Raw genomic sequence first — 23,909 nt, 5'->3', positions numbered from 1 at the left:
CGAAGGAGACCGACATGGACCTCGAGACCTACCTCGACGACGTCCGCGCCCGGCAGGCGCGGGTGCGGCCCGCGAACACCCCGGACCACGTCGTGCTGCCGCTCGGGGAACTGAGCTTGCCCGGGCACCTCGACCACTGGGCGCGGGTGCGGCCCGAGCAGGCCGCGATCGTCTACGAAGGCCGGGCGATCGCCTACCGTGAACTCGCCGGCCTGGTCGCGCGCGTAGCGGGATGGCTTGCCGCCGTGGGCGTACGGCCGGGCGACCGGGTCGCGGTGGACCTGCCGAACTGTCCGCAGTTCACGGTGGCGATGCTCGCGATCCTGCGGCTCGGTGCGGTGCACGTGCCGGTGAACCCGATGTTCCAGCACGCGGAGCTGGTCTACGAACTGGCCGACAGCGGGGCGAGTGTGCTGGTCGCGGCGGACTCCGTGCTGCCGGTGGTCGCTTCGGCGCTGCCGGAAACGCAGGTGCGGCGAGTCCTCGTCACGGCGCTCGGCGAACTGTCCGCCGCCGGTGGCCGGCCGGAGATCCCGGACGGGTTGGACTGCACGCCGTGGGCGGAAGCGGCCGCGCATGACCCGGCTCCGGAGCACCCCGCTGACCTGGACGCGCTCGCGGCGCTGAACTACACCGGCGGGACGACCGGCCTGCCGAAGGGCTGCCAGCACACCCAGCGGCACATGCTCTACACCGCCGCCACCTCCGCCGCGGCCACCGGCCATACGGTCGAAACCGGGTATGTGCCGCTGTGCTACCTGCCGATCTTCTGGATCGCCGGGGAAGACCTGGGGATTCTGAACCCGCTTGTGCTCGGCGGGACGTCGGCGCTGATGAGCCGCTGGGACGCCGAAGCGGCGCTGGCCGCGATCGAACAGCACGGCGTCACGTCGATGGTCGGCACCGTGGAGAACTACCTCGAACTGCTGGAACTGCCCGGCCTCGCGAAGCGTGACTTGTCGAGCCTGAGGATGCCGATGGCCGTGTCGTTCGTGCGGAAGCTGACTCAGGACGTGCGCGCCGCGTGGCTGGAAAAGGTCGGCGCTCACTCGATGCTGTGCGAGGCGGCGTACGGGATGACCGAGACACACACGTTCGACGCGACGCCGTACGGGATGTCGGACGAGGACAAGGACCTCCTGGCGGAACCGGTGTTCTGCGGAGTGCCGATGCCGGAGACGGAGATCGCCGTCGTCCGCTTCGGCACGCTGGACCCGCTGCCGCTGGGCGAGGCGGGCGAGATCGTGGTCCGCAGCCCGTCGGTGATGACTGGCTACTGGAACCGCCCCGACGCAACTGCCGCGCAGCTGGTCGAGGGCTGGCTGCACACCGGCGACAACGGGCGGCTCGACGAGGACGGCTGCCTGCACTACCTGGGCCGGGACAAGGACCTGATCAAGGTGAAGGGGATGAGCGTGTTCCCGGCGGAGGTGGAACTGCTGCTGGCCCGCCATCCCGCGGTCCGGACTGCCGCCGTGGTGCCTGCCGCGCATCCGGAGTGGGGCCAGGTGCCGGTGGCGTTCGTGAGCGTGACCGAGCCGGTGTCGGCGGCCGAGCTGCGCGCTTGGGCGAAGACGGCGATGGCGCCGTACAAGGTGCCGGTGGTGGAAGTCGTGACGGAATTCCCGATGACGGCGACCGGGAAGATCCGGAAGACCGAACTCGCCGATCGAGCGCAGCGGGTGGCGGACGGGAACTAATCCGTGCGGCGCCAGAGACGGACCGCGGTCGCGGCGGCCAGCGCAGGCGCGGCGACGGCGACCGCCCGCATGCCGCGCACGGGCAGTCCCGGACGCGGCTGCGGGGTGCCGGGCGGCACCGGCGGCGGGGTGAAGCGCAGCGTCGGACCAAGGTGATGCCAGCGATGCACTTCGAGGTGCATGATCCGCCAGCTGCCCGCCCAAACCGCCAGTTCGGCTCCCAGCAGCCACCACCACCGCGACCTGGAACCTGCCATGACTACGACTCTAGGCGCGTCCGGCAAAACTGGCCGGGGGACAGCACCGTCCCCCGGCCAGCTCCCGCTTCAGCGGACTGCCGTCAGCCCGCGCCCGCTCAGCGTGTCCCGATGGTCCGCCGGAACCACCGCCGAGCCGAGCGCCGTCCAGCACGACGGGCAGCAGTACTGCCGGAACACGACCGGCGGGTCCACGTAGTCCGCCGCGTTCGCCACGATCTGCGGGCCGGCGTCCGTGGCCGGACCCTCATAGACCGCTACCGCGAGATTCTCGTCGCCGTCCTTCTCGCCGAGAATCTCGTGGCAGTGCCCGCACGCGACCACCGTCCGCGTCCCGTCGACCGCCTCCACCAGGTTGTCGTCCACGCGCTTCTCCGACGCCGGGTCGGCCTTTCGGCCCTCCGGCACACGCAGCAACCGGGACCGTTCCTGCCGCTGCGCCCGCAGGCGCGCCCGCTCGTCGGCAGTCGCGGCCTCGTCCACCGAGGCGTCCGCGAGCACCACGCCGTAGACCTCCCGCGCCGCGGCCTCGGTGATCTTCTGTTCCCGGAGATCGTCCGCGACGGCTTGCGGGGCACGGCGCAACGGGTCCCCGTAGCCGCCGCCGCCCTGCCAGCTCATCACGAACACTTCTCCGGGCGCGAGGTAGCTGGACGCGTAGTTCTGCCCAGGCTCCAGAGAATCGCCGAGTTCAGACAGGTCGGCGGGGAGGGTGCCGGCGGCCAGCAACTCGGTGACCCGGCTGTTGCGGGCCAGGACGTCGAGCCCAGTGTTGCCCGGGTGCCCGCCGGCGAGGCCGCCGTTCTGCGACACCGCTTTGCCGTTCGACGCGAGCACGAGCCCCATCGGGACGCTGGTGCCGTGCGGGGTGATCGCGATCGACGCGCCGACGCCGCCGCGGTGCCGGCCAGGCCCGCCGGAGTCCGGCACCTCGCGCCGCCACAGGGCCAGCACCGGATAGAGGAACTCGGTCATCTCCACGTCCGGAATGCGGCCCATCGGGATGCAGAACAGCCCGCCGGTGTCGATGCCGTCGGCGTGCGGGCGCGCGCCGTACCCGCCGGACATCGGCTCCATGACGATGTTCAGGAACGGGGCGGGCCGCTCACCGCGTTCGTCGAGGCCGGCGATGACCGCGGTGTCCCAGGTGCCGCAACAGGTCGCCTGGACGTTCTTGCCTAGTTCGAGATCCCGGTCGAGCATCTGCGACAGGCATTCGGCGACCAGGTTCCCAGTGAGCCAGGCCGGTCCGATCGGGCCGCGGCCGACCGCGGCCGGGTAGGTCGCGTTGTTGAGCGTCCCTTCCTCGCTGACCAGGTCGAAGCAGCGCATCAGCCCGCCCGCGGACCACGGGATGTCACCGGCCAGGATCGGCAGCAGGGCGAGCATCACGCCGCCGCGCATCCCGGCGTAGGTGCAGTTCACCACGCCGGACTGCGGGTCGGTGCCGGTGAAGTCGAAGCTCAGGTGGTCGCCGGTTTTCGTGGTGGTGACGGTGATCTTGTGCAGGCCGCGGTCGCCCTCGTGGGACTGGTCCTGGTAGCCGGTCGCGCTCCAGCTGCCGTCCGGCAGTGCGCCGAGCTTGTCGCGCAGCCGCGTTTCCGCGTCGCTCATCATCCGTTTCATCACCGCCTTCACAGTGTCCGCGCCGTACTGCTCGATGAGCGCGTGCAGCCGTTCGCGGCCGACGTTGTTCGCGCCGATCTTGGCGCGCAGATCGAGCGCGACCAGCATTGGCACCCTCGACCGGCGCACCCAGACGTCGGCGATGTCGTTCTGCAGCTGGAAATCCCGGACCACCTTGACCGGCGGGGTGGGCAGCGATTCGGAGAACACGTCTTGCGCGGCGGGCGAGAACGAGCCGAGGCCGACGCCGCCGAGGTCCGGTTCGTGGCAGATCGCGCTGGTCCAGGCGAACAGCTGTCCATTGTGGAACACCGGCTGGTACACCATCACGTCGTTCTGGTGCAGGCCGCCGCCGACCCACGGGTCGTTGGTGAGGAACATGTCCCCTTCGGCGATGCCCGGATTGGCCGCCCGGTTGCGCAGCGTCCAGTAGATCGCCAGGTCGACCGCGCCGACCAGCATGGTGTTGTAGAGGCCGACTTGGACTTCCTGGCCGAGTTCGTCGGAAACCGCGAAGTCGAAGTCGTTGGCGTCGGTGACGATCGGCGAGCCGGACATGCGCTTGAGCGCCTCGCCCATCTCGTCGGTGACCGACCACAGCCGGTGCCGCACCACCTCGTAGGTGAGCGGGTCGAGGTTGTCGATCTGCTCCTGGGTGACGGTGTGTGTCGGCAGCGACGAGGGCAGCGAACGACGCAGCGCGTCCGGGTCGACGGGGCGGCTGGAGAACTGCTCCGAACCGAGGATGGGCATGCTCATGAGACGCTCCCGGCGGTGGTGCGGCGGATGATCAGGTTGCCGAGCGAGTCCACCGTCGCGGTGGTGCCGCCCGGGACGACGACGGTCGTGGTCGGGACCTCGACGATCGCCGGGCCGGTCAGCTGGTGGCCGGCGCGCAGCTTGCGGTAGTCGTAGACCGGGGTGTCGACGTAGCCGGCCGCGGCGTCGAGGCAGACCGGCCGCCGGCCCGCCACGGCTTCGGCGGGATCCGGTGCGCTCGCGGAGGGAACCGGCGGCAGCGCGGGGTTGAACGGCAGCACGCCGACGCCGCGGACGCGGAAGGTAATGGCCTGAATGCCTGCTTCGCGGAAGCCGGCGTCTTTGCCGTACAACGCCGCGTAACGCTCTTCGAACGCGGCGGCCGAGGCTTCGACGGCAGCCATGTCCAGCGCGCCGCCGGGGACCGGAGTGGTCACTTCGGCGAGCTGCATCGAGTAACGCATGTCGATCTCGCGGTACAACTTGACGGTGTCGAACCGGACGCCCTGGCGGTCGAGTCCTTCCCGGACCTGCTTCTCCAGATCGCGGAAGTTGCGCTCGGCTTGCGCCGGGTCGAACGGAACGACGGCGGGGTCGGACAGTTCGGCGGACAGCGCGATGTCCGACGATGCGAGGCCGTAGGCGGAGAACGCGGAGGCGACCGGTCCGAGCGGGACCACCACCTCGTCCACCCCGACCTCGGCGGCATACCGGGCGCAGTGCGCTGGGCCCGCTCCGCCGAAGGCGTACAGCACGAAGTCGCGCGGATCGTGTCCCGCTTCGACGACGGTCTTGCGCAGCAGGTCGCCGGTCTGGGCGTTCTGCACGGCGTAGATCGCCGCGGCGGCCTCCTCGACCGAGAGGCCGAGCGGCTTGGCGATCTGGGTGTCGATCGCTTGCCGCGCCAGGTCTTTCGACAGCGGCTTGCGGCCGCCGAGGAGTCCCTTTTCCGGCAGGATGCCGAGCACGAGGTTCGCGTCGGTGTTGGTCGGTTCCGAGCCGCCGTTGCCGTAGCAGGCCGGACCAGGGACGGCCTGCGCGCTGCGCGGCCCGATCCGCAGGTTGCCGCCCGCGTCGAGCCAGGCGATCGCGCCGCCGCCCGAGCCGATCGCGTCGACCCGCAGAGTGGGCACGTTGATCGGGTGGTGGTTGATCACCGTGGTCGTGTCGCGCACCGGTTCTCCGTCGACCACCAGGCCGGCCAGGAAAGTGGTGCCGCCGACGTCGGTGGAGATGATGTTGCGGTGGCCCAGCTGGCGGCCGAGCGCCACCGACCCGACCGCGCCGCCGGTCAGGACGGACCCGACCGTGCTGATCGCGGTGGCCGGGGCTTCCTTCGCCGCGACCGCGCCGCCGTTGCTCTGCATCACCAGCAGCGGCCCGGACAGCCGGTTGTCTCGCAGCTGGTTTTCCAGCGTGGTCAGGTAATCGCGGAGGCCGGGGCCGATCTGCGTGCTCATGATCGTGGTCGCGTTGCGGGCGAACTCCCGGATCCGCGGGCTCACTTCCGACGACACCGCCACGAAGACGCCCGGGTCCTGTTCGGCGACCAGCTCCCGCAGCCGCCGCTCGTGCACCGGGTTGCGGAACGCCCACAGCAGCGAGACCGCGATCGCGCGGACTCCGTCGGCGAGCAGCGCGGCGATCGCGGCGCGCGCCTCGTCCTCGTCGAGCCCGACGACGATCCGGCCGTCGCGATCGATCCGCTCGGTGACTTCCAGTGCGTGCCGTTTCGGCAGCAGCGTGTGGTTTTTGGCCTGGTCCAGCACGTTCTGCAGCTCGTGCGGAGACCGGCCGAGGTAGCGGCCCTCGACGTTCATGATGAAGATCGAGTCGCGGTGGCCCTTGGTGGTCAGGAAGCCGACGGGCGGCACGTTGCCCATCACCAGCGCGTTGAGCGACGAGGTGGTGCCGTGCGCGATGTGGTGAGTTTCGGCCAGCATCTCCGGCAGCGTCTTGTCCAGCTGCTCGGCCAGCAGTTCCAGCACGTCCAGGACGCCCCGGGAGTAGTCCGGCGGGGTGGACGGGGACTTCGCCGCGAGAACGGTCCCCGCGTCGTCGTCCAGGACGGCATCGGTGAACGTGCCGCCTACGTCCACGCCGATGACATACGCCATGACTCACGCTCCTTTGCGCGGAAAACGGTCGCAGGGGAGCCGGCGAGAGGGCAAGACGCCCAGGCTCCGCGAGTGGTTACGGGGCCGTAGACTATTGAACGTTTGAGTTTGAAGTCAAGGGTCCGGGCCGTTGACTTTTGTCGAATACGTTGAATAGTCTACGGCGACGTAACCAACCGGGAAATGGGAGGTCAGGATGCATGTACGCCGCGCCGCGGTGCTCGGCGGAGGCCCCGGCGGCCTCTACGCGGCACGTCTGCTGAAGTTGGCCCAGCCGTCCTGTGAGGTGGTCGTTCACGAGCAGGGCGAACCCGGCACCACATTCGGGTTCGGGGTCGGGCTGGCCGCGGGCACGCAACGCAAACTGGAGGCGGCGGACGCGGACACGCTCCACGACATCCTCGGCGCCGGATGCCGGCACGACATGACGATGGCGGTGAGCGGCCGGCAGGTCCGGGTCCGCAACGACCGGCTGATCGGCATCGCCCGGACGGAGCTGCTCGCGATCCTGCAGCGGCACGCCGAGAAGGCGGGCGTGCGCATCGAGTACGGGGCGCGGCGCACGGCCGCGGAGCTCGACGCGGACCTCGTGATCGCCGCGGACGGGATCAGCAGCGCCACCCGGGGGGCGGGGGAGTTCGGCGAGAGCGTCGACGTCGGGCGCGGCCTGTTCCTCTGGTGCGGAGCGGATTTCGCGCTGCCGGACGCGTTGTTCGCCCCGGTCGAGACCGAGCACGGCGTGTTCGTGACGCACGCGTACCCGTACGCAGGCGGCCGCAGCACCTTCCTGATCGAGACAGACGAGGAGACCTGGCAGCGTGCTGGCTTCGACCGGTCGACCGAAGCGACTCCACCGGACGCATCAGACGCGGTTTCGCTGAACTGGCTGCAGGACGTGTTCGCCGAGCAGCTGCGCGGGAGTTCGCTGATCGGCAACCGGACCCGCTGGACGCGGTTTCGCACCGTGCGCTGCGACCGCTGGTCGGACGGGCGCACGGTCCTGCTCGGCGATGCCGCGCACACCGCGCACTTCTCCATCGGATCGGGCACCAAGCTCGCCATGGAAGACGCGATCGGCCTGGTCGAAGCTCTGCGCGAGGAACCGGACGCGGAGGCGGCCTTCTCGCGGTACGAGACGGTGCGCCGGCCTGCTGTCGAGCGGCTGCAGGAGCTAGCGCGGCGCAGCCGGCTGTGGTGGGAGTCCTTTCCGTCCCGGCTTGACATTCCGGTCGAACAGCTCATGGTCGCTTACATGACCAGAGCCGGGAACGTTCCGCTGGACCGCTTCGCGGACAGCAGCCCGGACGTGGTCGCCGCGGCGTCGGCGCACTACGCGTCCGCACCGCCGCCGACCGCCGATCCGGTCGGCTGGGTGCTGCAACAACCGTTGCGGCACCGGGGAACCGAGTTCAGTCGGCGGGTGGTCGCGACCGTGCCCGACGAGCTCGCGATCACCGTCTTCGACGCGGCCGTGGCCGATCCGTGGAACGAGGCGGGGGACGCGGTCGTCGCGCAGGCGCGGCGAAGCGGCGCGGACGTCTTCCGGTTCCGCGGCCCCGCCGCCCGGCCGGACGTGCTGACGCGGCTGGACCTGGCCGAGCGAGTGCGTACGGAGGTGGGCGGACTGGTCATTGTGGACGGTCCGGAGAGCCTGCGCGCCGATCTCGCGGCCGGTCTGCTCAGCGGCCGCTGCGACCTTGTCTCGTTCACCGGCTGAGCCGATGTCTTTACCAGGAGGTGGCATGAACAGCAGCCGGTGGGGCGACCGGGTCGTGGCCTACCCCGAGGACGCGGCCCGCCGCTACCGGTCGGCCGGATTATGGGGAGAGCGGACCATCGCGGACGAACTGCACGCGGTGGCGCTCGCCCATCCGGACCGGGACGCGGTGGTCGCGCTCGACGGGCGGCTCAGCTACGCCGAACTCGACGAGCGCACCGATCGCCTCGCCGCCGGTCTTGCCGGACTCGGCCTGGTGCCCGGCGACCCGGTGCTGTTCCAGGTCACGAACCGGCTGGGCGCGATCGTCGCCTGGTACGGCGTGCTGAAAGCCGGGCTGGTGCCGGTGTGCACGCTGGCCGCGCACCGCGGGCACGAGATCGGCGAGATCAGCCGGCGCGTGGGCGCGGTGGCGCACCTGGTGGAGGCAGGTGCCCGCAGGTTCGATCTGGTCGGGTTCGCGGTGGAACAGCGGCGAGACCACCCGACCTTGACGCACGTGCTGGTCTTGGGCGGAGACTCGGACAGTGCCGGGATTGCGGTCGAATCGCTCGGCGACGGGATCGGCCCGCGGGCGGCCCGGGCGACCGTCGAAGGGATCCAGCGCGGCATCGGACCCGACGACGTCGCGGTCTTCCAGCTGTCCGGCGGAACTACCGGGGTGCCGAAGGTGATCCCGCGGTTGCACGCCGAATACTGGTACAACGCGGTTGAGTACGCGCGCTCGTGGGGGTGGACGCCGGAAACCCGGGTCGCCCACCTGATTCCAGTCATTCACAACGCGGGGATCGTGTGCGCGGTGCACGGGCCGCACAGCGTTGGCGCCTGCCTGATACTGGGCACGGCGGACCTGGACACCTCCTTGCCGCTGATGGCGGAGGAGCAGGCCACACACGTTCTCCTGGGCCACGGCCATTTCAAGGCCGTCGAGCGACCGGAGTTCGCGGCCGCGACTCGATCGACGAGTCAGGTCGTGCTCTCCGGCACGAAGGTGCCGGCCGTGCTCTTCGCCGAGCTGGAACGCCGGGGACTCTGGTCGGGCCAGCTGTTCGGAATGGGCGAGGGATTCTTCGCCAGGACCCGGCCGGGTGCGCCGCGCGAGGCTCGGGCGGACACAGTCGGCACGCCGCTGTCCGAGATGGACGAGGTCCGGATCCTTGACCCGGGGACCGAGGACGAACTGCCCGCTGGAGAGGTCGGCGAATTGTGCTGCCGAGGTCCGTACACCCTTCGCGGATATTTCGATGCCGCGGAGCACAATGCACGCGCCTTCACCTCCGACGGGTTCTACCGAACCGGCGATCTCGCCTCGTTGCGGGAGATCGGGGGAGAGCGGTACCTGACGATCGAAGGCCGGATCAAGGACCTGATCAACCGCGGGGGAGAGAAGATCAACGCCGAGGAGGTGGAGTCGCTGCTGCTCCGCCACCCCGGTATCGCCGCCGCCGCAGTCGTCGCCATGCCGGACCCGCGGCTCGGTGAACGTAGCTGCGCCTACCTGGTCGTGCGCGGCGAGCCGCTCGCGCTGGCCGACGTCCAGCGCCACTTCGCCAGCTTGGACGTGGCGAAGTTCAAATGGCCGGAACGCGTCGAACTGCTCGCCGAAATGCCCCGCACTCTCGTCGGGAAAATGGACAAGAAGCGGCTGCACGCGGAAATCGCCGAAAAGGTCGCCGCCGAACTCAGCTCTGGAGGAACACTGTGACCGTCCATCGCATCGGACTCGTCGTCCCCAGCTCGAATGTCACGGTGGAAACGGAGGTCCCGGCGTTGCTCGGCCGGCATGCCGAAGCGCGGTTCTCCTTCCACTCCAGCCGGATGCGGATGCATCAGGTGTCGCCGGAAGAGCTGCGCGCGATGAACGCGCAGCGCGAACGGTGCATCGACGAGCTGGCGGACGCGAGTGTGGACGCCTTGCTCTACGCCTGCCTGGTCGCGCTCATGGCGCAGGGACCGGGCGAGCACCAGCGCACCGAAGCCGCTGTTGTCAAGCAGTTGGCGAACGCCGGCCAACATCCGGCGGTGCTCTCCAGCGCGGGCGCGCTGGTGGAGGGGCTCGCCGCGCTCGGCGCTCGCCGGATCGCCCTGGTCACGCCGTATTTGCGGCCGCTGGCGGAACAGGTCGTCGGGTATCTCGAATCCGAGGGACTGGAGGTGCGGGACTGGGCCGCGCTCGAAGTGGGCGACAACGCCGAGGTCGGCTGCATTCCAGGCGAGCGGGTGATGGCGGCCGCGCGCGGGCTGAATCTTGACGGCGTGGACGCGCTCGTCATTTCCGCGTGCGTGCAGATGCCGTCGCTGAACCTGGTCGGACCGGCCGAGGCCGAGTTCGGCGTCCCGGTCCTGTCCGCGGCGACCGCGGGCGCGTTCACGCTGCTGCGGCACCTCGGCCTGGCCACGGAGCTGCCCGGGGCGGGCAGCCTGCTGGCCGCGGCGCGCTGAGTGGTTGTCGCCTACGTCAAACTATTGACGTGCGCGTCAAGGCAACGGTAGCGTTGCCCTGCAACGAGATTCGATCTACCCAGGAGGTTGGCCATGACGGAGCTGGACCATCGGGTGCGGGGCGTCGACCACGTGGCGTTCCCGACCTTCGACCCCGCGGCGACGGTGCGCTTCTACCGGGATGTGCTCGGCTTCCCGGTCGTGCACTCGATCTGCGCGGCTGGCTGGGGCCCGGAGGACCACCCGGACTTCATCCACTTCTTCTTCGACATCGGCAACGGCGACCGGATCGCGTTCTTCTACTACTTCGGCGCGCACCGCGAGATCGCCGGCGCGCCGGGCGCGAAGGGCGACGTCTACGCGCGCTTCGGCGAGGACGTGCCGGAGTTCTTCGTGCGGTCCCGGCACCTGGCGATCCACGTCGAGAGCGAGGAGGACCTGCTCGAGTACCGCCGCCGGCTGGACGTCAGCGACTGGCCGGTGGAGATGCAGGTCCAGCACGAGACCATCGAGTCGATCTACACCCACGACCCCAACGGCTACATGTTCGAGATCACCCGCGCGATGCGCCCGGTGACGCCGCAGGAAGACCTCGACGCGAGCCTGACGATCGACGCGCTGCTGGACGTCGTGGCCGAGCCGGAGCCGACGTTCGGCAAGCTGCTGGCGCGCAAGGCGGAGCTGATCGTGGACCGCGCTGCCGAGTGGGAGCTGGCCCGGAACTCGCAGGAGGCCGGGCGGTGACCAAGCTCTACGTCCTCGACGTCCCGGAGAACACCCCGGTCGTGAAGGTCGCCGCCGAGGACCCGGCGGTCACCGTCGACCGGATCGGCCCGTACTTCGAGGTGAGCGCGGAGGGCCCGATTGTGGTCGACCGGCGGGCGACCGGCTGCCGGCACGCGGTCTGGTACAGCGCCATCGCCGGGGTTTCCCGCGGCAGCCAGATCACCCAGCACGACAAGAACGCGCTGCGCGTGGAGCGGATATGACGGGCGTCGAACGCCTGGGCGCGGGCCGGTACCTCGCGGCCGGGCAGCGTCCGGACAACTCGCTCACGACCTTGCACGAACTGTCCACCGAGGACGGTTCGACGGTGCGCGGCGCACTGTCCACGGTGCCGGGGGCGACCACGGTGGTCTGCTTGATGCACCCTCGCCAGGACCTCACGCACCATCCGCTCGTGCCGCTGCTGCTGCGGGCAGGGGCCGCGGTCTGGACTCAGCACACCCGGTCGGTCAACAACGACCTCGCCCTGGTGCACGAACAGGCGCTGCTGGACGTCGCCGCCGGGATGATGTTCTTGCGGGAGCGGGATTTCCGGGCGATCGTCACGCTCGGACACTCCGGTGGCGGAACTCTCTACGCCTTCTACCACGAGCAAGCCGGGCTGCCCGCCGCCGAGCGGATCGCGCTCGCCCCCGGCGGCCGCCCGGTCCCCCTCCCCGAAACGGAGATGCCGCTGCCTGACGGCGCGATCTTCCTCGCGCCGCATCCCGGCCAGGGCAAGCTCCTGCTCGCCTGCATCGACCCGTCCGTCGCCGACGAGCGCGATCCGCTCTCGGTGGTACCGGACCTCGACCCGTTCAGCCCGGCCAACGGGTTCGCGGAGCCGCCCGCGAGTTCCTCGTACTCGCCCGAGTTCCTGGCCCGCTATCGCGCGGCGCAGCGCGATCGGGTCGCGAGGATCGACGCGGTCGCCCGGGAACACCTGGCTCGCGCCGGAGAATCCCGCGCATCCTTCACAAAGAGCCGCGACGCGGTCGACCGCCGTCGTTCGCTGGCACCGCGGATCATGGCGGTGTACCGCACCGACGCCGATCCTCGGACCGTCGACCTTGCCCTCGACCCGAGCGAGCGCCCGTACGGGTCGCTGTTCGGCAAGCGGCCCGACCTCATCAACTACGGACAGGTCGGCTTCGGCCGGGTCACCACGCCCGAAGCCTGGCTGTCCACCTGGTCCGGGCTGAGCTCCAACGCCGACTTCGTCCGCTGCGCGCCGCGAGTCGCGGCTCCGACGCTGTTCGTCGAAGTCACTGGCGATCAGGCCGCGTTCCCCGCCGATTCCCGCGCGATGATCAGCGCGCTCGGTGCTGACGACCTCACCGCGGTCGCGGTGCGCGGTCTGCACTTCGGCGGGCCGATCGGCGACGGCGAGCCCACCGGCAACGAGCTGGCGGCCGCCGAAATCGTCAGCTGGCTGGCCAAACGCTACGAACTCGCTTGACCCAACCCGGCTCGACTGTCCATTGCGGACCACTGGAAAGGCAACGCCGCCATGTCCATGCCCTCGTCCCCGCCGCCGACCCGCACCCCCGCGAGCGTGCTGCTGCTCTGCCTCGCCTGCATGACCCTGGAAGGCTACGACGTCATCGCCTACGGCGCGGCGTTGCCGGCGATGCTCGCCGACCGAACCTGGCACCTCGGCATCGGGCAGGCGAGCCTGCTCGGAACTCTCACCCCGATCGGGATGCTCGCCGGCGCCCTGCTTGTCGGCGTCCTGACCGATCTCGTCGGCCGGCGTCGGCTCGTGCTGGCCAGCGTCGCGCTGTTCTCGGCGGCGATGCTGCTGTGCGCGGCGGTGCCGAGCGTTCCGTTGTTCGCGATCGGCCGGGTCCTGGTCGGGCTCGGCGTCGGCGGCGTCCTGCCTTCGATCGCCGCGCTGGTCTACGAATATTCGCCGCAGGGGCGGCGCAATCTGAACACCGCGCTGGCGTTCGCCGGTGTCGGGCTCGGCGGTGCCCTCGCCGCGATCGTGGCGGCGACCGCAGTCCCTGGATTCGGTTTCCGAGCCGAGTACCTGATCGGCGGCCTGGGCGCGCTGGCGGTGCTCCCGGTGGCGTTTCGCTCGCTGCCCGAATCACGGGTCTTCCTCGCGGGTCAGCAGGAGCCGGCCAAGCCCCGGTTCGCCGTGTTGTTCGCGCGGGCGCACTTGGTCGCCACCGTGCTGTTCTGCCTGACCACCTTCGCGTCGCTCCTGGTGCTCTTCGGCCTGTACACCTGGCTGCCGCAGCTGATGCGGTCCGCGGGCTACCAGCTGGGCTCCGCGCTGGGCTTCCTGATCGTGCTCAACCTCGGCACCGCGGTCGGCCCGCTGCTCGTGGGCCGCCTCGCCGACCGCATCGGATCGCAGCGCGCGATCGCGGGGTCGTTCCTGCTCGCCGTCGTGGGCATCTCGGTGCTGAGCTACCCCTTGCCGACCATGGTCCTCTACGTCGCCGTGGTCCTGGCCGGAGTCGGTACCGTGGGCACGCAGATTCTGATCAACGTGTTCGTGGCGAGCCGGTACCCGGTGCACACGCGCGCCACCGCGGTCGGGCTGACGCTGTCGGTCGGCCGGCTGGGCGGAATCCTCGGGCCGCTCTACGGCGGCGCACTGCTCTCCGCGCACCTGCCCACCGCGATGCTCTTCTACGGGTTCGCGATCCCGGCCCTTGCTGGTGCGGTGCTGGTCGTGCTCGTGCCGCGCGCGCGAGCGGCCGCTTCGACGGTCCCGGAGCAGCCGGGCCTTACGATCAGCTCATGAGCGGCAACGGGTCCGGACGCAAACGCAGCACGGCGAGCACGGCGCGCCGGGAACTGGTCGAGAACGAGCTGTACGAGCACGCCACCAGGCTGTTCGCCGAGCGCGGCTTCGCCGGGACCAGCCTGCAGGATGTCGCGGACGCGATGGGGATGACCCGTCCCGCGCTCTACTACTACGTCAAGAGCAAGGACGAGCTGCTCGCGAAGCTGGTCACCGAGGTGACCAGCGGCCCGCTGGACGAGTTGAAGGAACTCGCCGCCCGCGGGCTCGACCCGCTCGCCACCCTGCGCGGGATCGTCGAGGTGCTGGTCGGGCGCCGGGCGTCGCAGCCGGAACGGTTCCGGTTGCTGGTCCGCTCGGAAGCCGAACTGCCGGAAGAACTGTCCGACGCCTACGACCAGGGCCGCCGGGCAGTCTTGAAGACCATCGCCGGCGTGATCGAAGGCGGGGTGCGCGGCGGTCAGTTCCGGCCGGTCGACGCGCGCGTCGCGGCGCTGGGCGTGCTCGGCATGTGCAACTGGGTCGCCTGGTGGTTCGCCCCCGGCGGCCGCGATTCCGCGGCCGGGGTGACCGAGCAGCTCGCCGACATGGCCGTCGGCGCCCTGCAACGGTCCGAGCACCGCGCCGTCGAGGACGAAAGCCCCGCCGCGGCACTGAAACTTCTGCGCCAGGACATCGATCGCCTGGAGCGGATTCTCGACCGTTAGCGGCGCGACTCCATTGCGGGCTCAGGCTGGGTATTACGCAGGGGGCCGGCGGTCGCCCGCCGGCCCCCTGCGTCCTCCCCCGACACCTCAGTTGATGAGCTGCCGTCCAAAGTAAACTGAGATGTACGGCCGTTGTCAACTGGCATGGACGAGCTGGCCGGTGCGCATGCCACCGCAGCTGACGGCCGGCGGTAGGATGTCGCCCATGTCCGAAGCCGAAGGGGTGCTGGCCGCGCGGGTCGACCATCTGTTCCGCACGGTGCGGGCGGACGACGGCAGCGAGTACACCTTCGAGGAGGTCGCCGAGGCGATCCGGGGCAAGGGCGGGCCGACGATCTCGGCCACCTACCTCTGGCAGCTGCGCAAGGGCGTGCGGGACAACCCGACGAAGCGGCACGTGGAGGCGCTGGCAGGGTTCTTCGGCGTTCCGCCCGCGTACTTCTTCGACGACGCCGAAGCAGCCCGGATCGACGCGGAACTGGTGCTGCTCAACGCATTGCGGGACGCTCCGGTGCGGCAGCTCGCGCTGCGCGCCCGGGGACTGTCGGAGAAGAGCCTCGCCACCATCGCCGACATGGTCGAGCGCGTGCGCGAGCTCGAAGGACTGCCGCAGGCGGACGGCCAGTCGTGAACCCGCGCCGCCTGCGAAAGCTGTTGCGCGGCCTGGACGTCCCGGTGCCGTTCGAGGTCGGGGCCTTCGCCGAGAGGATCGCGGCACGGCGCGGCCGCCCGATCCGTCTCCTGCCGAGCGCGGGACTCACCGGGGTGTGCGGACTCTGGATCGCCACCGAGGCGGCCGACCTCGTGTTCTACGAAAAGGACACCACCCCGGCCCATCAGGAGCACATCGTCCTGCACGAGCTGAGCCATGTGCTGTGCGACCACTATCCGGTGTCCGCGGATCTCGCCGCGCACGCCGAAGACCTGCTGCCGAGCCTCTCTCCCGCGCTGGTGCGCCGGGTGCTGGGACGGGCCGGGTACTCCACCGAAGAGGAGCGCGAAGCGGAGATGCTGGCCACGCTGATCCGCCAGCGCGTCCACACCGGCACGACGCTGGCCGACCGGCTTCGCTCCGCCTTCGACGGTTTGCATGGGTGAGCTGCTGATCCGCTACCTGCCGCCGGTCGCGGCGTGGCTGCTGGTGCTCGTCTGGCGCAGCCAGGACGACGCGATCCGCCGGTTGTGGCTGGGGCTCGCGGTGTCGCTGACCGTGCTGACCCCGGCCGGGCAGTCGGCAGTGGCGGCGGTGACCGGGGAGCACGACTTCGTGCGGCTGCTCGGACACGCCGGCATGGTGCTCGTCGCGTGGTCGGCGCACGACTTCCTGGCACATCTCAACGGCCTGCGCCGGAGCCGCTGGAGCAAGTGGTGGACGGCGGGCATGTTCGCGGTGATGTGCGTGCTGTTCGCGCTGAAGCCGAACCTGCTGCCGCAGTCGCCGTGGGTGTTCGAGTACTGGGTCGCCTACCTGCTGACGCTGACGCCCGCGTTCGGCAACGTCATCCGGCTCGGCCTCCGCTTCGCCCGTGCCACCTCGGACCGTGCGTTGCGCGTGGGCCTGCACCTGATCGTGAGCGGCACGGCGCTGGCGCTGGTCTACCTGGTGAACCGCGTCGTCCGGGTCGGCGCGGGCCGGTTCGATTACCAGTACCGGCTCGGGTACCAGTTCTGGGTGAGCGCGGTGGCGCCCAATGCGGCGCACGCCTTGGTGCTGCTCGGCGCCGCGATCCCAGCGGTGGCCGCGTGGCGGCGGCGCTATCGCCAGTACACCCAGTTGCGTCCGCTCTGGCAGCTGCTGGCGGCCGCCGAACCCTCGATCGCGCTGAATCCACGCGTCGGCTGGTGGAACATGCGGCTGCGGGTGTACCGGCGGGTGATCGAGATCCGGGACGGGCTGCTCGACCTGCAGCCGTATCGGGACGCGGACGTCGCGGGAGCGGCCCGGGAACGGGCGGCCGGCCCGGCGGAGGTCGAGGCCGCGGTCATCGCCGCCGCGATCGAGGCTCGCGCCGGGGGAGTCGAACCGGCCCGGACCGAACCGGTCGCCGGCGGACCGGACCTGGCGAGCGACACCGCGTTCCTGTGCGAGGTCGCGGAAGAGATGGCGTCCGTCGGCGGATTCTCCCGTCAGGCGAAATGCCGCACTGTCGCCGAGTCGCCGGATTCGTAGGGCTGCCATCGGGCGTCGGCGGGCTTCCCGGTCGCGACGAACCCGGCAACCGCGCGCGAGAACGTCGCGGCGAGGTCGCGGGCGTGCGCGGTCGGCGTGCCGAGCATCGGGCTGTCCGGGTAGGCGTCGAGGGTGTCGAAGAAGAACGGCAGTTCCGCGCAATGGGCTGAGCCGAGCCGCGAAGGGTCAGGCGTCGGCTGGTAGTCGAATTGGTAGACATAGGCGGATGCGAGCTGCCCGGCGATGGCGAGGGTGCCCTCGCGGAAGAGCGAGCCCGTCTCCACCACGGTCAGCACCTCGCTGGGTGCGGCTCCCGGCATCCGAGCGGCGGCGTCGGCGTACCGTCCGTCGGTCACCAGCTGGCGGGCTTGCTCGGCGGTGATCGCCTTTACTCGCGGGTCGAAAGCGAAGAAGGCGGTCATTTCGTCCCGCGTGGTACCGGTGAGCCAGCCTTTACCGTTCAGCCGACCGGCGGCCAGCGCTTCCTGCCAGGACATCGGAATGCCAGCTCCGCCGAGAACGGGGTAGAGCGGCGGGGCCACGTTGCCTGGTCGCGCCAGTTCGCCGGCGAGCTGTCCGTAGGCGGTCAGCAGCCGCTGCACCGGGACGGTGCGCAGTCCGGCGAGAAGGTCCAGACTGCCGGTCAGGCCAAGGATTTCGAGGAAGCGGCGTGAGTGCTCGGCGGCGTCGCCGGGGTCCTGTGGGGCCAGCCCGAACGGGCCGCTCTGGGCGATGACTCGCCGGATCCGCGTGCCGGTGGCCGGTGCGGCGGCGAGATACGCGGCGGAGAACGCACCGGCGGACTGGCCGCCGACGGTAACCGACTCCGGATCCCCGCCGAAGCCGGCGATGTTGCGCGCAACCCATTCCACGACCGCGACCTGGTCCTGCACACCGAGGTTGTCGACGCCCAGCTCCGGCAGATGCAGGAAACCCAGCGGTCCGAGCCGGTAGTTGGCGGTGACGACGACGATCTCCGCGGCCGCGGCGAGGTTCCGGCCGTCGTACCAGTCCCAGCCGCCGGAGCCGCTGGTGAATCCGCCGCCGTGGAACCACACGAGCACCGGCAGCGGCCGCGCGCTGGGCAGGTGCGGCGTCCACACGTTGACAGTCAGCGAGTTCTCCTCGGCCGAGTCCGGGGTCCGCGGTCCCATGACTGCCTCCAACCGCGATGCGCTCTGCGGGACGGACGGGCCGGGCCGGGAGGCATCGCGCGGGCCGGACCACTTGGGGTGCGGCTGAGGAGCGGCGAATCGCAGTTCAGCCGTTGGGGACGCGGCGTACGGGATGCCCCGGAACGCGGCGACCCCGTCCTCCACGATGCCCCGGACAGCCCCCGATTCGGTCTCCACGAGCGGGCGGTTCGTCATCGGCGCTTCCTTCCGGTGTCGGTGCGGGACCTCCTCGGTCTACCGGGGAACGCACGAAACCAGCGACAACCGCACTGATAATGACGGAGTTACGACAGCAAGTATGTGATTATGCGTGATATGGGACAGGTCCTCGTGGATGAGATCGACCGCCGGATCGCCGCGGTGCTGATGGCGTCGCCGCGGGCGTCGTGGCGGGCCGTCGCCGAGGTACTGGGCTTGTCGGAGCGCACGGTGCTCCGCCGGGCCTCGCCGCTGTTGCACGACGGGACGCTGCGGCCCACGGCGGTCCGCAATCCCGCGCGGTTTCCCCGGATCGTGCCGATGGCGTTGCGGATCCGGTGCCGCCCGAGCCGGATCAAGGCGATCGCCGCCGGGCTCGCTCGTCGACCGGACACGGTGTGGGTGGACATTCTGGGCGGCGGCAACGAAATCAGCACCGTGCTCTTCCTGGACGGACCAGAAGCGCGAAACGCGCTCCTGCTGCGGGATTTGCCCGCCACCGCGGACGTGCAGTCGTGGGAGGCGCACGACCTGATGCGGGTGTTCACGGCAGGCTTCGCCTGGAGCGCGGGCCTGTTGCACCCGGACGAATTCGCCGCACTCGCGTCGTTTTCGCACCCGCCGGCCGACGCGCCGCCGATCCAGCCGCTGGACGAAGCGCTCATCGCCGAGTTGTCGCTCGACGCGCGCGCCAGCTACCACGAACTGGCGGCCCGACTGGGCACCTCGGCCTCGACCGTGCGCCGCCGGCTCGACCAGCTGCTCGCCGCGCACCTGATACGGCTGACCTGCGAAGTGGATCTCCGCCTGCTCGGCATCGCCAGCGAGGCGTTGCTGTGGATCTCCGCCAGCCCCGGCGAACTGGGCGCGATCGGAGACACGGTCAGCCGTCATCCGCAGGTACGCTTCACCGCCGCGACCACCGGATCGGCGAACCTGCTCGTGGCGGTCGCGGCAGAAAACCTGGACGGGCTGTACCGGTTCCTCACCGAAACGGTCGGATCGCTCGCCGGTATCCGAGACCTGGAAGTGACGCCGATTCTCAGCTCGGTCAAACGCGCGGGCCGCGTCCGTCCGGAGGACTGACAAGCAGATCGGCGGTTATCGCGCACCGGCCGGGGTATCCCAGTGCGATGAGACTCGCCGTGCTGGACATCGGATCGAATTCTGCTCAGCTGCAAGTCGCCGACCTGGCACCCGGCGCACCGCCGTTGCCGCTGCAGGCGGTCAAGGAACCGACGCTGCTCGCCCAAGAACTGGGCGCGGACGGTGCGGTGAGCGCAGCCGGGATGGAGCAGGTCGCGGCCGCGGCAGGGCGCGGCGTCCTGGCAGCAGACCGGCTGGGGGCCGAGCTGCTCTACCCGTTCGTCACCGCGGCCGTGCGTGACGCCACGAACCGGGACCAGGTGCTCGACCGGATCGAGGAGGTTTCCGGCGTCCGGCCGCAGTATCTCTCCGGGTCCGACGAAGGCAGGCTGACCTACTTCGCGGCCCGCCGCTGGTACGGCTGGTCGGCAGGACAGCTGCTGGTGGTCGACATCGGCGGTGGCTCGATGGAGGTCGTGCTCGGGCGCGACGTCGATCCCGCGATGGCAGTGTCGTTGCCGCTCGGCGCGGGAAAGCTGACCCGGGACCTCGCACCGGCCGATCGGCCGACGGCCAGGCAGCTCAAGGCGATTCGCCGGCACACCCGGGACGGACTGGCCAAGGTCGTCGACCGGATGCGCTGGGAGGGGGAGCCGCGCCGGGCCGTCGCGACATCCAAGACGTTCAAGCAGCTGGCCCGTCTCGCGGGCGCAGCGCCCCAGCGGCACGGACCGTTCACCAGCCGGACCTTGCGCCGAAGCGATCTCCGGGAGCTGGTCCCGCGGCTGGCCAAGCTGTCGGTCGTCGAACGCGGGAAGTTGCGCGGCGTGTCGAAATCGCGGTCCCGGCAGATCGTGACCGGCGCGGTGGTCGCCGAAGCCGCGATGACCGCGCTGGGACTGGATTCGGTCGAGGTATGCCCGTGGGCGCTTCGCGAAGGAATCATGTTGTGCCACTTGGAGAACATTGCTGCTCGCGCGGCGATGCCGCTGCGGCCGCTCACGTTGCCCGCCGCCCCGGAAACCGTGCTGGAGCTGGCCGCGACCTCCTGACCGCGCCGGTCTGGATCCGCGCCGACCGCCGGTCCCGGGATCACGGGCGCAGCAGAACCTTGGTCCAGCCGTCCTCGCGCCGATCGAACCGCTCGTAGCCCTCCGCCGCCTGGTCCAGGGGCAATTCGTGCGACACGACGAACGCCGGGCTCGCGCGGTCGCAGATGATCAAGTCCCGCAGTTCCCGGTTGTACCGCTTGACCGGGCATTGGCCGGTGCCGATGCGCAGGCCCTTCTGGAACGCGCGGCCGAAGTCGAAGGCGATCCGGCCGTCTTGCGCGTTCTGGGTGGCCGCGCCTGGGTCCTGCGGCAGGTAGACGCCGACGACGCCGACGCCCCCGGTGGAGCGCACGCATTCGATCAGGTTGTCCAGCACCAGTTCCGGATGTTCCTGGCCGGTCTGGTCGTGTGCCTGGTAGCCGACCGCTTCGACACCGCAGTCCGCGCCCTCTCCGCCGGTCGCGGCGAGGATCTGGTCGACCGGGTCGGCTTCGGCGAGGTCGATCGCCGTCGCGCCCGCCTCGCGGGCGAGGGCGAGCCGGTCGGGTTCCTTGTCCACGACATACACTTCCGCGGCGCCGCGGATCAGCGCGCTGTGAGCGGCCAGCAAGCCGACCGGGCCGGCGCCGAACACGACTACCCGGTCGCCGGGGCGCTGGCCGGCCAGTTCGGTTCCGTGCCAGCCGGTCGGGAACACGTCGGACAACAGCGTGAAATCATTCTCGTATTCGAGGCCGGGCGGCAGCTCGAGAAGGTTGAAGTCGGCGTAGGGCACTCGCAGGTACTCCGCCTGGCCGCCGTCGTAGGGCCCCATCCCGGCATAGCCGTAAGCGGCCCCGTCCACTCCGTCGACGGGGTTGGTGCGCAGGCAGAACGAAGTCCAGCCGGCCAAGCAGTTGCGGCAGGTGCCGCAGGCGATGTTGAACGGCACCGACACGCGGTCGCCGACCTTGCGCCGCGCGACGCCGCCGCCGACTTCGACGACCACGCCCATGTTCTCGTGGCCGAGGATCTTGCCCGGTTCGACATCCGTGCGTCCCTCGTACATGTGCAGGTCGGAACCGCAGATGTTGGTCGTGGTGATCTTGACGATCGCGTCCGCCGGTTCCCGGATCGCGGGTTCGGGGACCTCCGCCAGCTCGATGCTGCGCGGGCCCCGGTAACGCACTGCCTTCATGTTCGCTCCCTCTCGGCGAGGCGGCGGATTTTCTTGCGGCGCACCACGATCGGCGTCCCGATGAGCGCGGCCAGCGCCAGCACTCCCAGGGTCGCGAGATCGGCTTCCCCGGCCAGCACGCCGCTGGCGACCAGCAGCACGCCGGTCACGTCGGCCAGCACCAGGATCGCCTTCCAGCGCCAATGCTGGCTGCGAATCCCGCGGGCGATCGCGCTGGCGAGTTCGGGATTGGTGGTGCGCAGGTCGCGCTCAATGGCCCGGAGCGCGAGCTGCTCTCCTTCTGACAGCGCTGGACGACCCTCCGGCCGCGAGGCGGTCACCGTTCCCGCCGCCCGCGGCGGCGACGGGCGAGCAGCCGGACCAGCACCACCGTGGCGAACACCGCCGCGAACACCGGAACTGGCTTGTTGCGCACAGCGAGCGCTCCCGCGCGGAACGTCTCGGCTGCGGGCGGCGGCACGGTCTGGGCGACCTTCGCGGTCGCCTGGTCGATCGTGGCGTCGACCCGCTCCGCTGCCCGGGACCGGACATCGAGCTTGTGGCCCAGCGCGTCCAGTGTCTCCGCCAGCTCTTCCCGCGTCACGTCGCGGTCGGCGCGCGCGACATCTGCCTCGGACGGCAACGGTTTCTGCTCCGTCATGACCGCACCTCCCGTTTGACGACGTCGATGTCCTCTCGGACCCCTTCGACGGCTTCCTCCGGCAGCGGCGGCACCGCGCGCTGAGCCTGCTTCTTGCCGAGCAGGGCGGCGACACCAGCGGCCAGCAGCAGCGCCGCTCCGATCAGCAGCGCGGCCAGCCACGCCGGCAGCACGAGGGCGAGTCCGAGCACGGCAGCGGCCACAAGCACGCCACCGCCGAAGAACGCCGCCGTCGCGGCCGCACCGGCCATGCCAGCTCCGATGCCGAGCCGCTTGGCCTTCCCGCGCAGTTCCGCCTGGGCGAGCCGGAACTCGTCGTTGATCAGGTGCCGGACCTCAACGCTCAGATCAGCCGCCAGCTCCGCAGTGGACTTCTCGCGGGCGGGCGTCCGGTTCATTTCCTCCAACACGGTTTCTCCCTTCACCTGTCTCGCGTACCCGTGCCAGCGGAGGGCAAACGCGCGCGGGTGAAGCGAGCGGGCAGCGGGTAGCCGTGCCGCGGACGCGATCGGCGAGCCATCCGGAAGGGAAACCATGCGCATCGGCTACACCTTGATGACCGAACAGACCGGGCCGCGGGAACTGGTCCGCGGTGCGGCCGCCGCGGAGGAGGCCGGCTTCGACTTCGAGGTCTGCAGCGACCACTATTCGCCTTGGCTGGCCGAACAGGGCCACGCGCCGTACGCGTGGAGTGTGCTGGGGGCGGTGACACAGGCGACCGCGCGGGTGGAGCTGATGACGCTGGTTACGTGCCCGACGATGCGCTACCACCCCGCGGTGGTGGCGCAGAAGGCGGCGACTGTGCAGCTGTTGTCCGGCGGCCGGTTCACGTTGGGACTGGGCTCCGGGGAGAACCTGAACGAACACGTGGTCGGCCGGGACTGGCCCGCGGTTTCCGCGCGGCACGACCGGCTCGCCGAGGCCGTGCAGATCATCGGCGGGCTCTTCGACGGCGGCGTTTTCAGCTACGCGGGCGACTATTTCCGGGTGGATGCCGCCAAGCTCTGGGACCTCCACTCGACGCGGGTCCCGATCGCGATCGCGGTGTCCGGCGCGCGATCGGTGCGGCGGTTCGCCCCGGTGGCGGACGCGATGGTGGCGGTGGAACCGGACGCGTCCCTGTGCGCGCAATGGGATCGCACCCGGCTCGGTCCGCCGACCCGCAAGATCGGGCAGCTGCCGGTGTGCTGGGACCCGGACCGCGACGCGGCGGTCCGGCGGGCGCACGAGCAGTTCCGCTGGTTCGGCGGCGGCTGGCCGGTCAACGCCGAGCTCCCGGGCACCCGGGCGTTCGCCGAAGCCACCCAGTACGTGCGCGAAGAAGACGTGGCGGCAGGCATTCCGTGCGGGCCGGACGTCGAGCCGATCCGGGAGGCGGCGGCGCGGTTCGCCGAGGCCGGGTTCACTGATCTGGCGCTGGTCCAGGTCGGCGGCGCGGAGCGGCAACCCGGTTTCCTGGAGTTCGCGCGCCAGGAGCTGCTTCCCGCGCTGCGGTGATATTTCGCCCCACGTCCGTGAAGGGCCCCTTGAGGGGCTTGGGTTCCCTCAAGGGGCCCTTCACGG

General features: G+C 70.5%; 23 protein-coding genes. 15 read left to right on the top strand and 8 right to left on the bottom strand.

Annotated features, from left to right (window positions below; genetic code table 11):
• Positions 1-14: 14 nt before the first annotated feature.
• On the top strand, positions 15-1,700 hold the full coding sequence (locus AMYBE_RS0112015; RefSeq protein ID WP_027927591.1) for an AMP-binding protein: 1,686 nt from the start codon (positions 15-17) through the stop codon (positions 1,698-1,700).
• Here the strand turns inward: AMYBE_RS0112015 and AMYBE_RS0112010 are convergent.
• From AMYBE_RS0112010 to AMYBE_RS0112000, 3 genes are all read right to left on the bottom strand, one after another.
• Positions 1,697-1,957 (bottom strand): hypothetical protein, encoded by a 261-nt coding sequence (locus AMYBE_RS0112010; RefSeq protein WP_020659622.1) that lies wholly within the window; start codon positions 1,955-1,957, stop codon positions 1,697-1,699. The genes AMYBE_RS0112015 and AMYBE_RS0112010 overlap by 4 nt on opposite strands.
• Before the next feature lie 69 nt (positions 1,958-2,026).
• Positions 2,027-4,342: a hydantoinase B/oxoprolinase family protein gene (locus tag AMYBE_RS0112005; RefSeq protein ID WP_020659621.1), complete on the bottom strand. Its 2,316-nt coding sequence runs from the start codon at positions 4,340-4,342 to the stop codon at positions 2,027-2,029.
• On the bottom strand, positions 4,339-6,459 hold the full coding sequence (locus AMYBE_RS0112000) for a hydantoinase/oxoprolinase family protein (RefSeq protein ID WP_020659620.1): 2,121 nt from the start codon (positions 6,457-6,459) through the stop codon (positions 4,339-4,341). Before AMYBE_RS0112000 ends, AMYBE_RS0112005 begins: the two co-directional genes overlap by 4 nt.
• 196 nt (positions 6,460-6,655) lie before the next feature.
• On the opposite strand from AMYBE_RS0112000, the gene AMYBE_RS0111995 reads away from it, so the two are divergent.
• From AMYBE_RS0111995 to AMYBE_RS0111945, 11 genes are all read left to right on the top strand, one after another.
• The gene (locus AMYBE_RS0111995; protein WP_020659619.1) at positions 6,656-8,176 is read left to right on the top strand and encodes an FAD-dependent monooxygenase; all 1,521 of its coding nucleotides are present in this window, start codon (positions 6,656-6,658) and stop codon (positions 8,174-8,176) included.
• A gap of 25 nt (positions 8,177-8,201) precedes the next feature.
• Positions 8,202-9,881 carry a (2,3-dihydroxybenzoyl)adenylate synthase gene (locus AMYBE_RS0111990; protein ID WP_020659618.1) on the top strand — a complete coding sequence of 560 codons (1,680 nt, stop codon included), beginning with the start codon at positions 8,202-8,204 and terminating at the stop codon, positions 9,879-9,881.
• Entirely contained in the window at positions 9,878-10,618 is a 741-nt protein-coding gene (locus tag AMYBE_RS0111985) for a maleate cis-trans isomerase family protein (RefSeq protein WP_020659617.1), read from the top strand. The genes AMYBE_RS0111990 and AMYBE_RS0111985 overlap by 4 nt, the downstream gene beginning before the upstream one ends.
• 93 nt (positions 10,619-10,711) lie before the next feature.
• The gene (locus AMYBE_RS0111980; protein ID WP_020659616.1) at positions 10,712-11,362 is read left to right on the top strand and encodes a VOC family protein; all 651 of its coding nucleotides are present in this window, start codon (positions 10,712-10,714) and stop codon (positions 11,360-11,362) included.
• Positions 11,359-11,607, top strand: coding sequence for a hypothetical protein (locus AMYBE_RS0111975; RefSeq protein ID WP_020659615.1), 249 nt, complete (start codon positions 11,359-11,361; stop codon positions 11,605-11,607). The genes AMYBE_RS0111980 and AMYBE_RS0111975 overlap by 4 nt, the downstream gene beginning before the upstream one ends.
• A complete protein-coding gene (locus AMYBE_RS0111970) occupies positions 11,604-12,842 on the top strand; it encodes a hypothetical protein (RefSeq protein ID WP_020659614.1) in 1,239 nt (412 codons plus the stop codon). The genes AMYBE_RS0111975 and AMYBE_RS0111970 overlap by 4 nt, the downstream gene beginning before the upstream one ends.
• Before the next feature lie 51 nt (positions 12,843-12,893).
• Positions 12,894-14,141, top strand: coding sequence for an MFS transporter (locus AMYBE_RS0111965; protein WP_020659613.1), 1,248 nt, complete (start codon positions 12,894-12,896; stop codon positions 14,139-14,141).
• Positions 14,138-14,848: a TetR/AcrR family transcriptional regulator gene (locus AMYBE_RS0111960; protein WP_020659612.1), complete on the top strand. Its 711-nt coding sequence runs from the start codon at positions 14,138-14,140 to the stop codon at positions 14,846-14,848. The genes AMYBE_RS0111965 and AMYBE_RS0111960 overlap by 4 nt, the downstream gene beginning before the upstream one ends.
• Positions 14,849-15,053: 205 nt before the next feature.
• The gene (locus AMYBE_RS0111955) at positions 15,054-15,479 is read left to right on the top strand and encodes a helix-turn-helix domain-containing protein (protein ID WP_020659611.1); all 426 of its coding nucleotides are present in this window, start codon (positions 15,054-15,056) and stop codon (positions 15,477-15,479) included.
• The gene (locus tag AMYBE_RS0111950) at positions 15,476-15,946 is read left to right on the top strand and encodes a hypothetical protein (RefSeq protein ID WP_020659610.1); all 471 of its coding nucleotides are present in this window, start codon (positions 15,476-15,478) and stop codon (positions 15,944-15,946) included. Before AMYBE_RS0111955 ends, AMYBE_RS0111950 begins: the two co-directional genes overlap by 4 nt.
• A complete protein-coding gene (locus AMYBE_RS0111945) occupies positions 15,939-17,018 on the top strand; it encodes an MAB_1171c family putative transporter (protein WP_020659609.1) in 1,080 nt (359 codons plus the stop codon). The genes AMYBE_RS0111950 and AMYBE_RS0111945 overlap by 8 nt, the downstream gene beginning before the upstream one ends.
• Here AMYBE_RS0111945 and AMYBE_RS0111940 read toward each other — a convergent pair.
• On the bottom strand, positions 16,976-18,388 hold the full coding sequence (locus AMYBE_RS0111940) for a carboxylesterase/lipase family protein (protein ID WP_020659608.1): 1,413 nt from the start codon (positions 18,386-18,388) through the stop codon (positions 16,976-16,978). The genes AMYBE_RS0111945 and AMYBE_RS0111940 overlap by 43 nt on opposite strands.
• A 120-nt stretch (positions 18,389-18,508) precedes the next feature.
• Between AMYBE_RS0111940 and AMYBE_RS0111935 the strand changes: the two genes are divergently transcribed.
• Both AMYBE_RS0111935 and AMYBE_RS0111930 read left to right on the top strand, forming a co-directional pair.
• Positions 18,509-19,477, top strand: coding sequence for an Lrp/AsnC family transcriptional regulator (locus tag AMYBE_RS0111935; protein WP_020659607.1), 969 nt, complete (start codon positions 18,509-18,511; stop codon positions 19,475-19,477).
• 47 nt (positions 19,478-19,524) lie between these two features.
• Positions 19,525-20,529 carry a Ppx/GppA family phosphatase gene (locus tag AMYBE_RS0111930; RefSeq protein WP_027927588.1) on the top strand — a complete coding sequence of 335 codons (1,005 nt, stop codon included), beginning with the start codon at positions 19,525-19,527 and terminating at the stop codon, positions 20,527-20,529.
• Positions 20,530-20,569: 40 nt separating this feature from the next.
• Here the strand turns inward: AMYBE_RS0111930 and AMYBE_RS0111925 are convergent, their stop codons facing one another.
• Genes AMYBE_RS0111925 through AMYBE_RS0111910 form a run of 4 tightly spaced genes read right to left on the bottom strand, consistent with a single transcriptional unit; the run spans position 20,570 to position 22,756 of the window.
• Positions 20,570-21,706 carry a glutathione-independent formaldehyde dehydrogenase gene (locus AMYBE_RS0111925; protein ID WP_020659605.1) on the bottom strand — a complete coding sequence of 379 codons (1,137 nt, stop codon included), beginning with the start codon at positions 21,704-21,706 and terminating at the stop codon, positions 20,570-20,572.
• Positions 21,703-22,026: a DUF3040 domain-containing protein gene (locus AMYBE_RS0111920; protein ID WP_020659604.1), complete on the bottom strand. Its 324-nt coding sequence runs from the start codon at positions 22,024-22,026 to the stop codon at positions 21,703-21,705. The genes AMYBE_RS0111925 and AMYBE_RS0111920 overlap by 4 nt, the downstream gene beginning before the upstream one ends.
• Positions 22,023-22,346, bottom strand: coding sequence for a DUF3618 domain-containing protein (locus AMYBE_RS0111915; protein WP_020659603.1), 324 nt, complete (start codon positions 22,344-22,346; stop codon positions 22,023-22,025). Before AMYBE_RS0111915 ends, AMYBE_RS0111920 begins: the two co-directional genes overlap by 4 nt.
• Complete coding sequence (locus tag AMYBE_RS0111910) at positions 22,343-22,756, bottom strand: phage holin family protein (protein WP_027927587.1); 414 nt, start codon at positions 22,754-22,756, stop codon at positions 22,343-22,345. Before AMYBE_RS0111910 ends, AMYBE_RS0111915 begins: the two co-directional genes overlap by 4 nt.
• Before the next feature lie 124 nt (positions 22,757-22,880).
• On the opposite strand from AMYBE_RS0111910, the gene AMYBE_RS0111905 reads away from it, so the two are divergent.
• Positions 22,881-23,843, top strand: coding sequence for a TIGR03557 family F420-dependent LLM class oxidoreductase (locus tag AMYBE_RS0111905; RefSeq protein ID WP_020659601.1), 963 nt, complete (start codon positions 22,881-22,883; stop codon positions 23,841-23,843).
• Positions 23,844-23,909 lie beyond the last annotated feature (66 nt).

The sequence above is a fragment of the Amycolatopsis benzoatilytica AK 16/65 genome, from assembly GCF_000383915.1.
GTDB lineage: Bacteria > Actinomycetota > Actinomycetes > Mycobacteriales > Pseudonocardiaceae > Amycolatopsis > Amycolatopsis benzoatilytica.
Note: the sequence above shows the minus strand (reverse complement) of the source record. Positions and strands in the feature narration are given on the sequence as shown.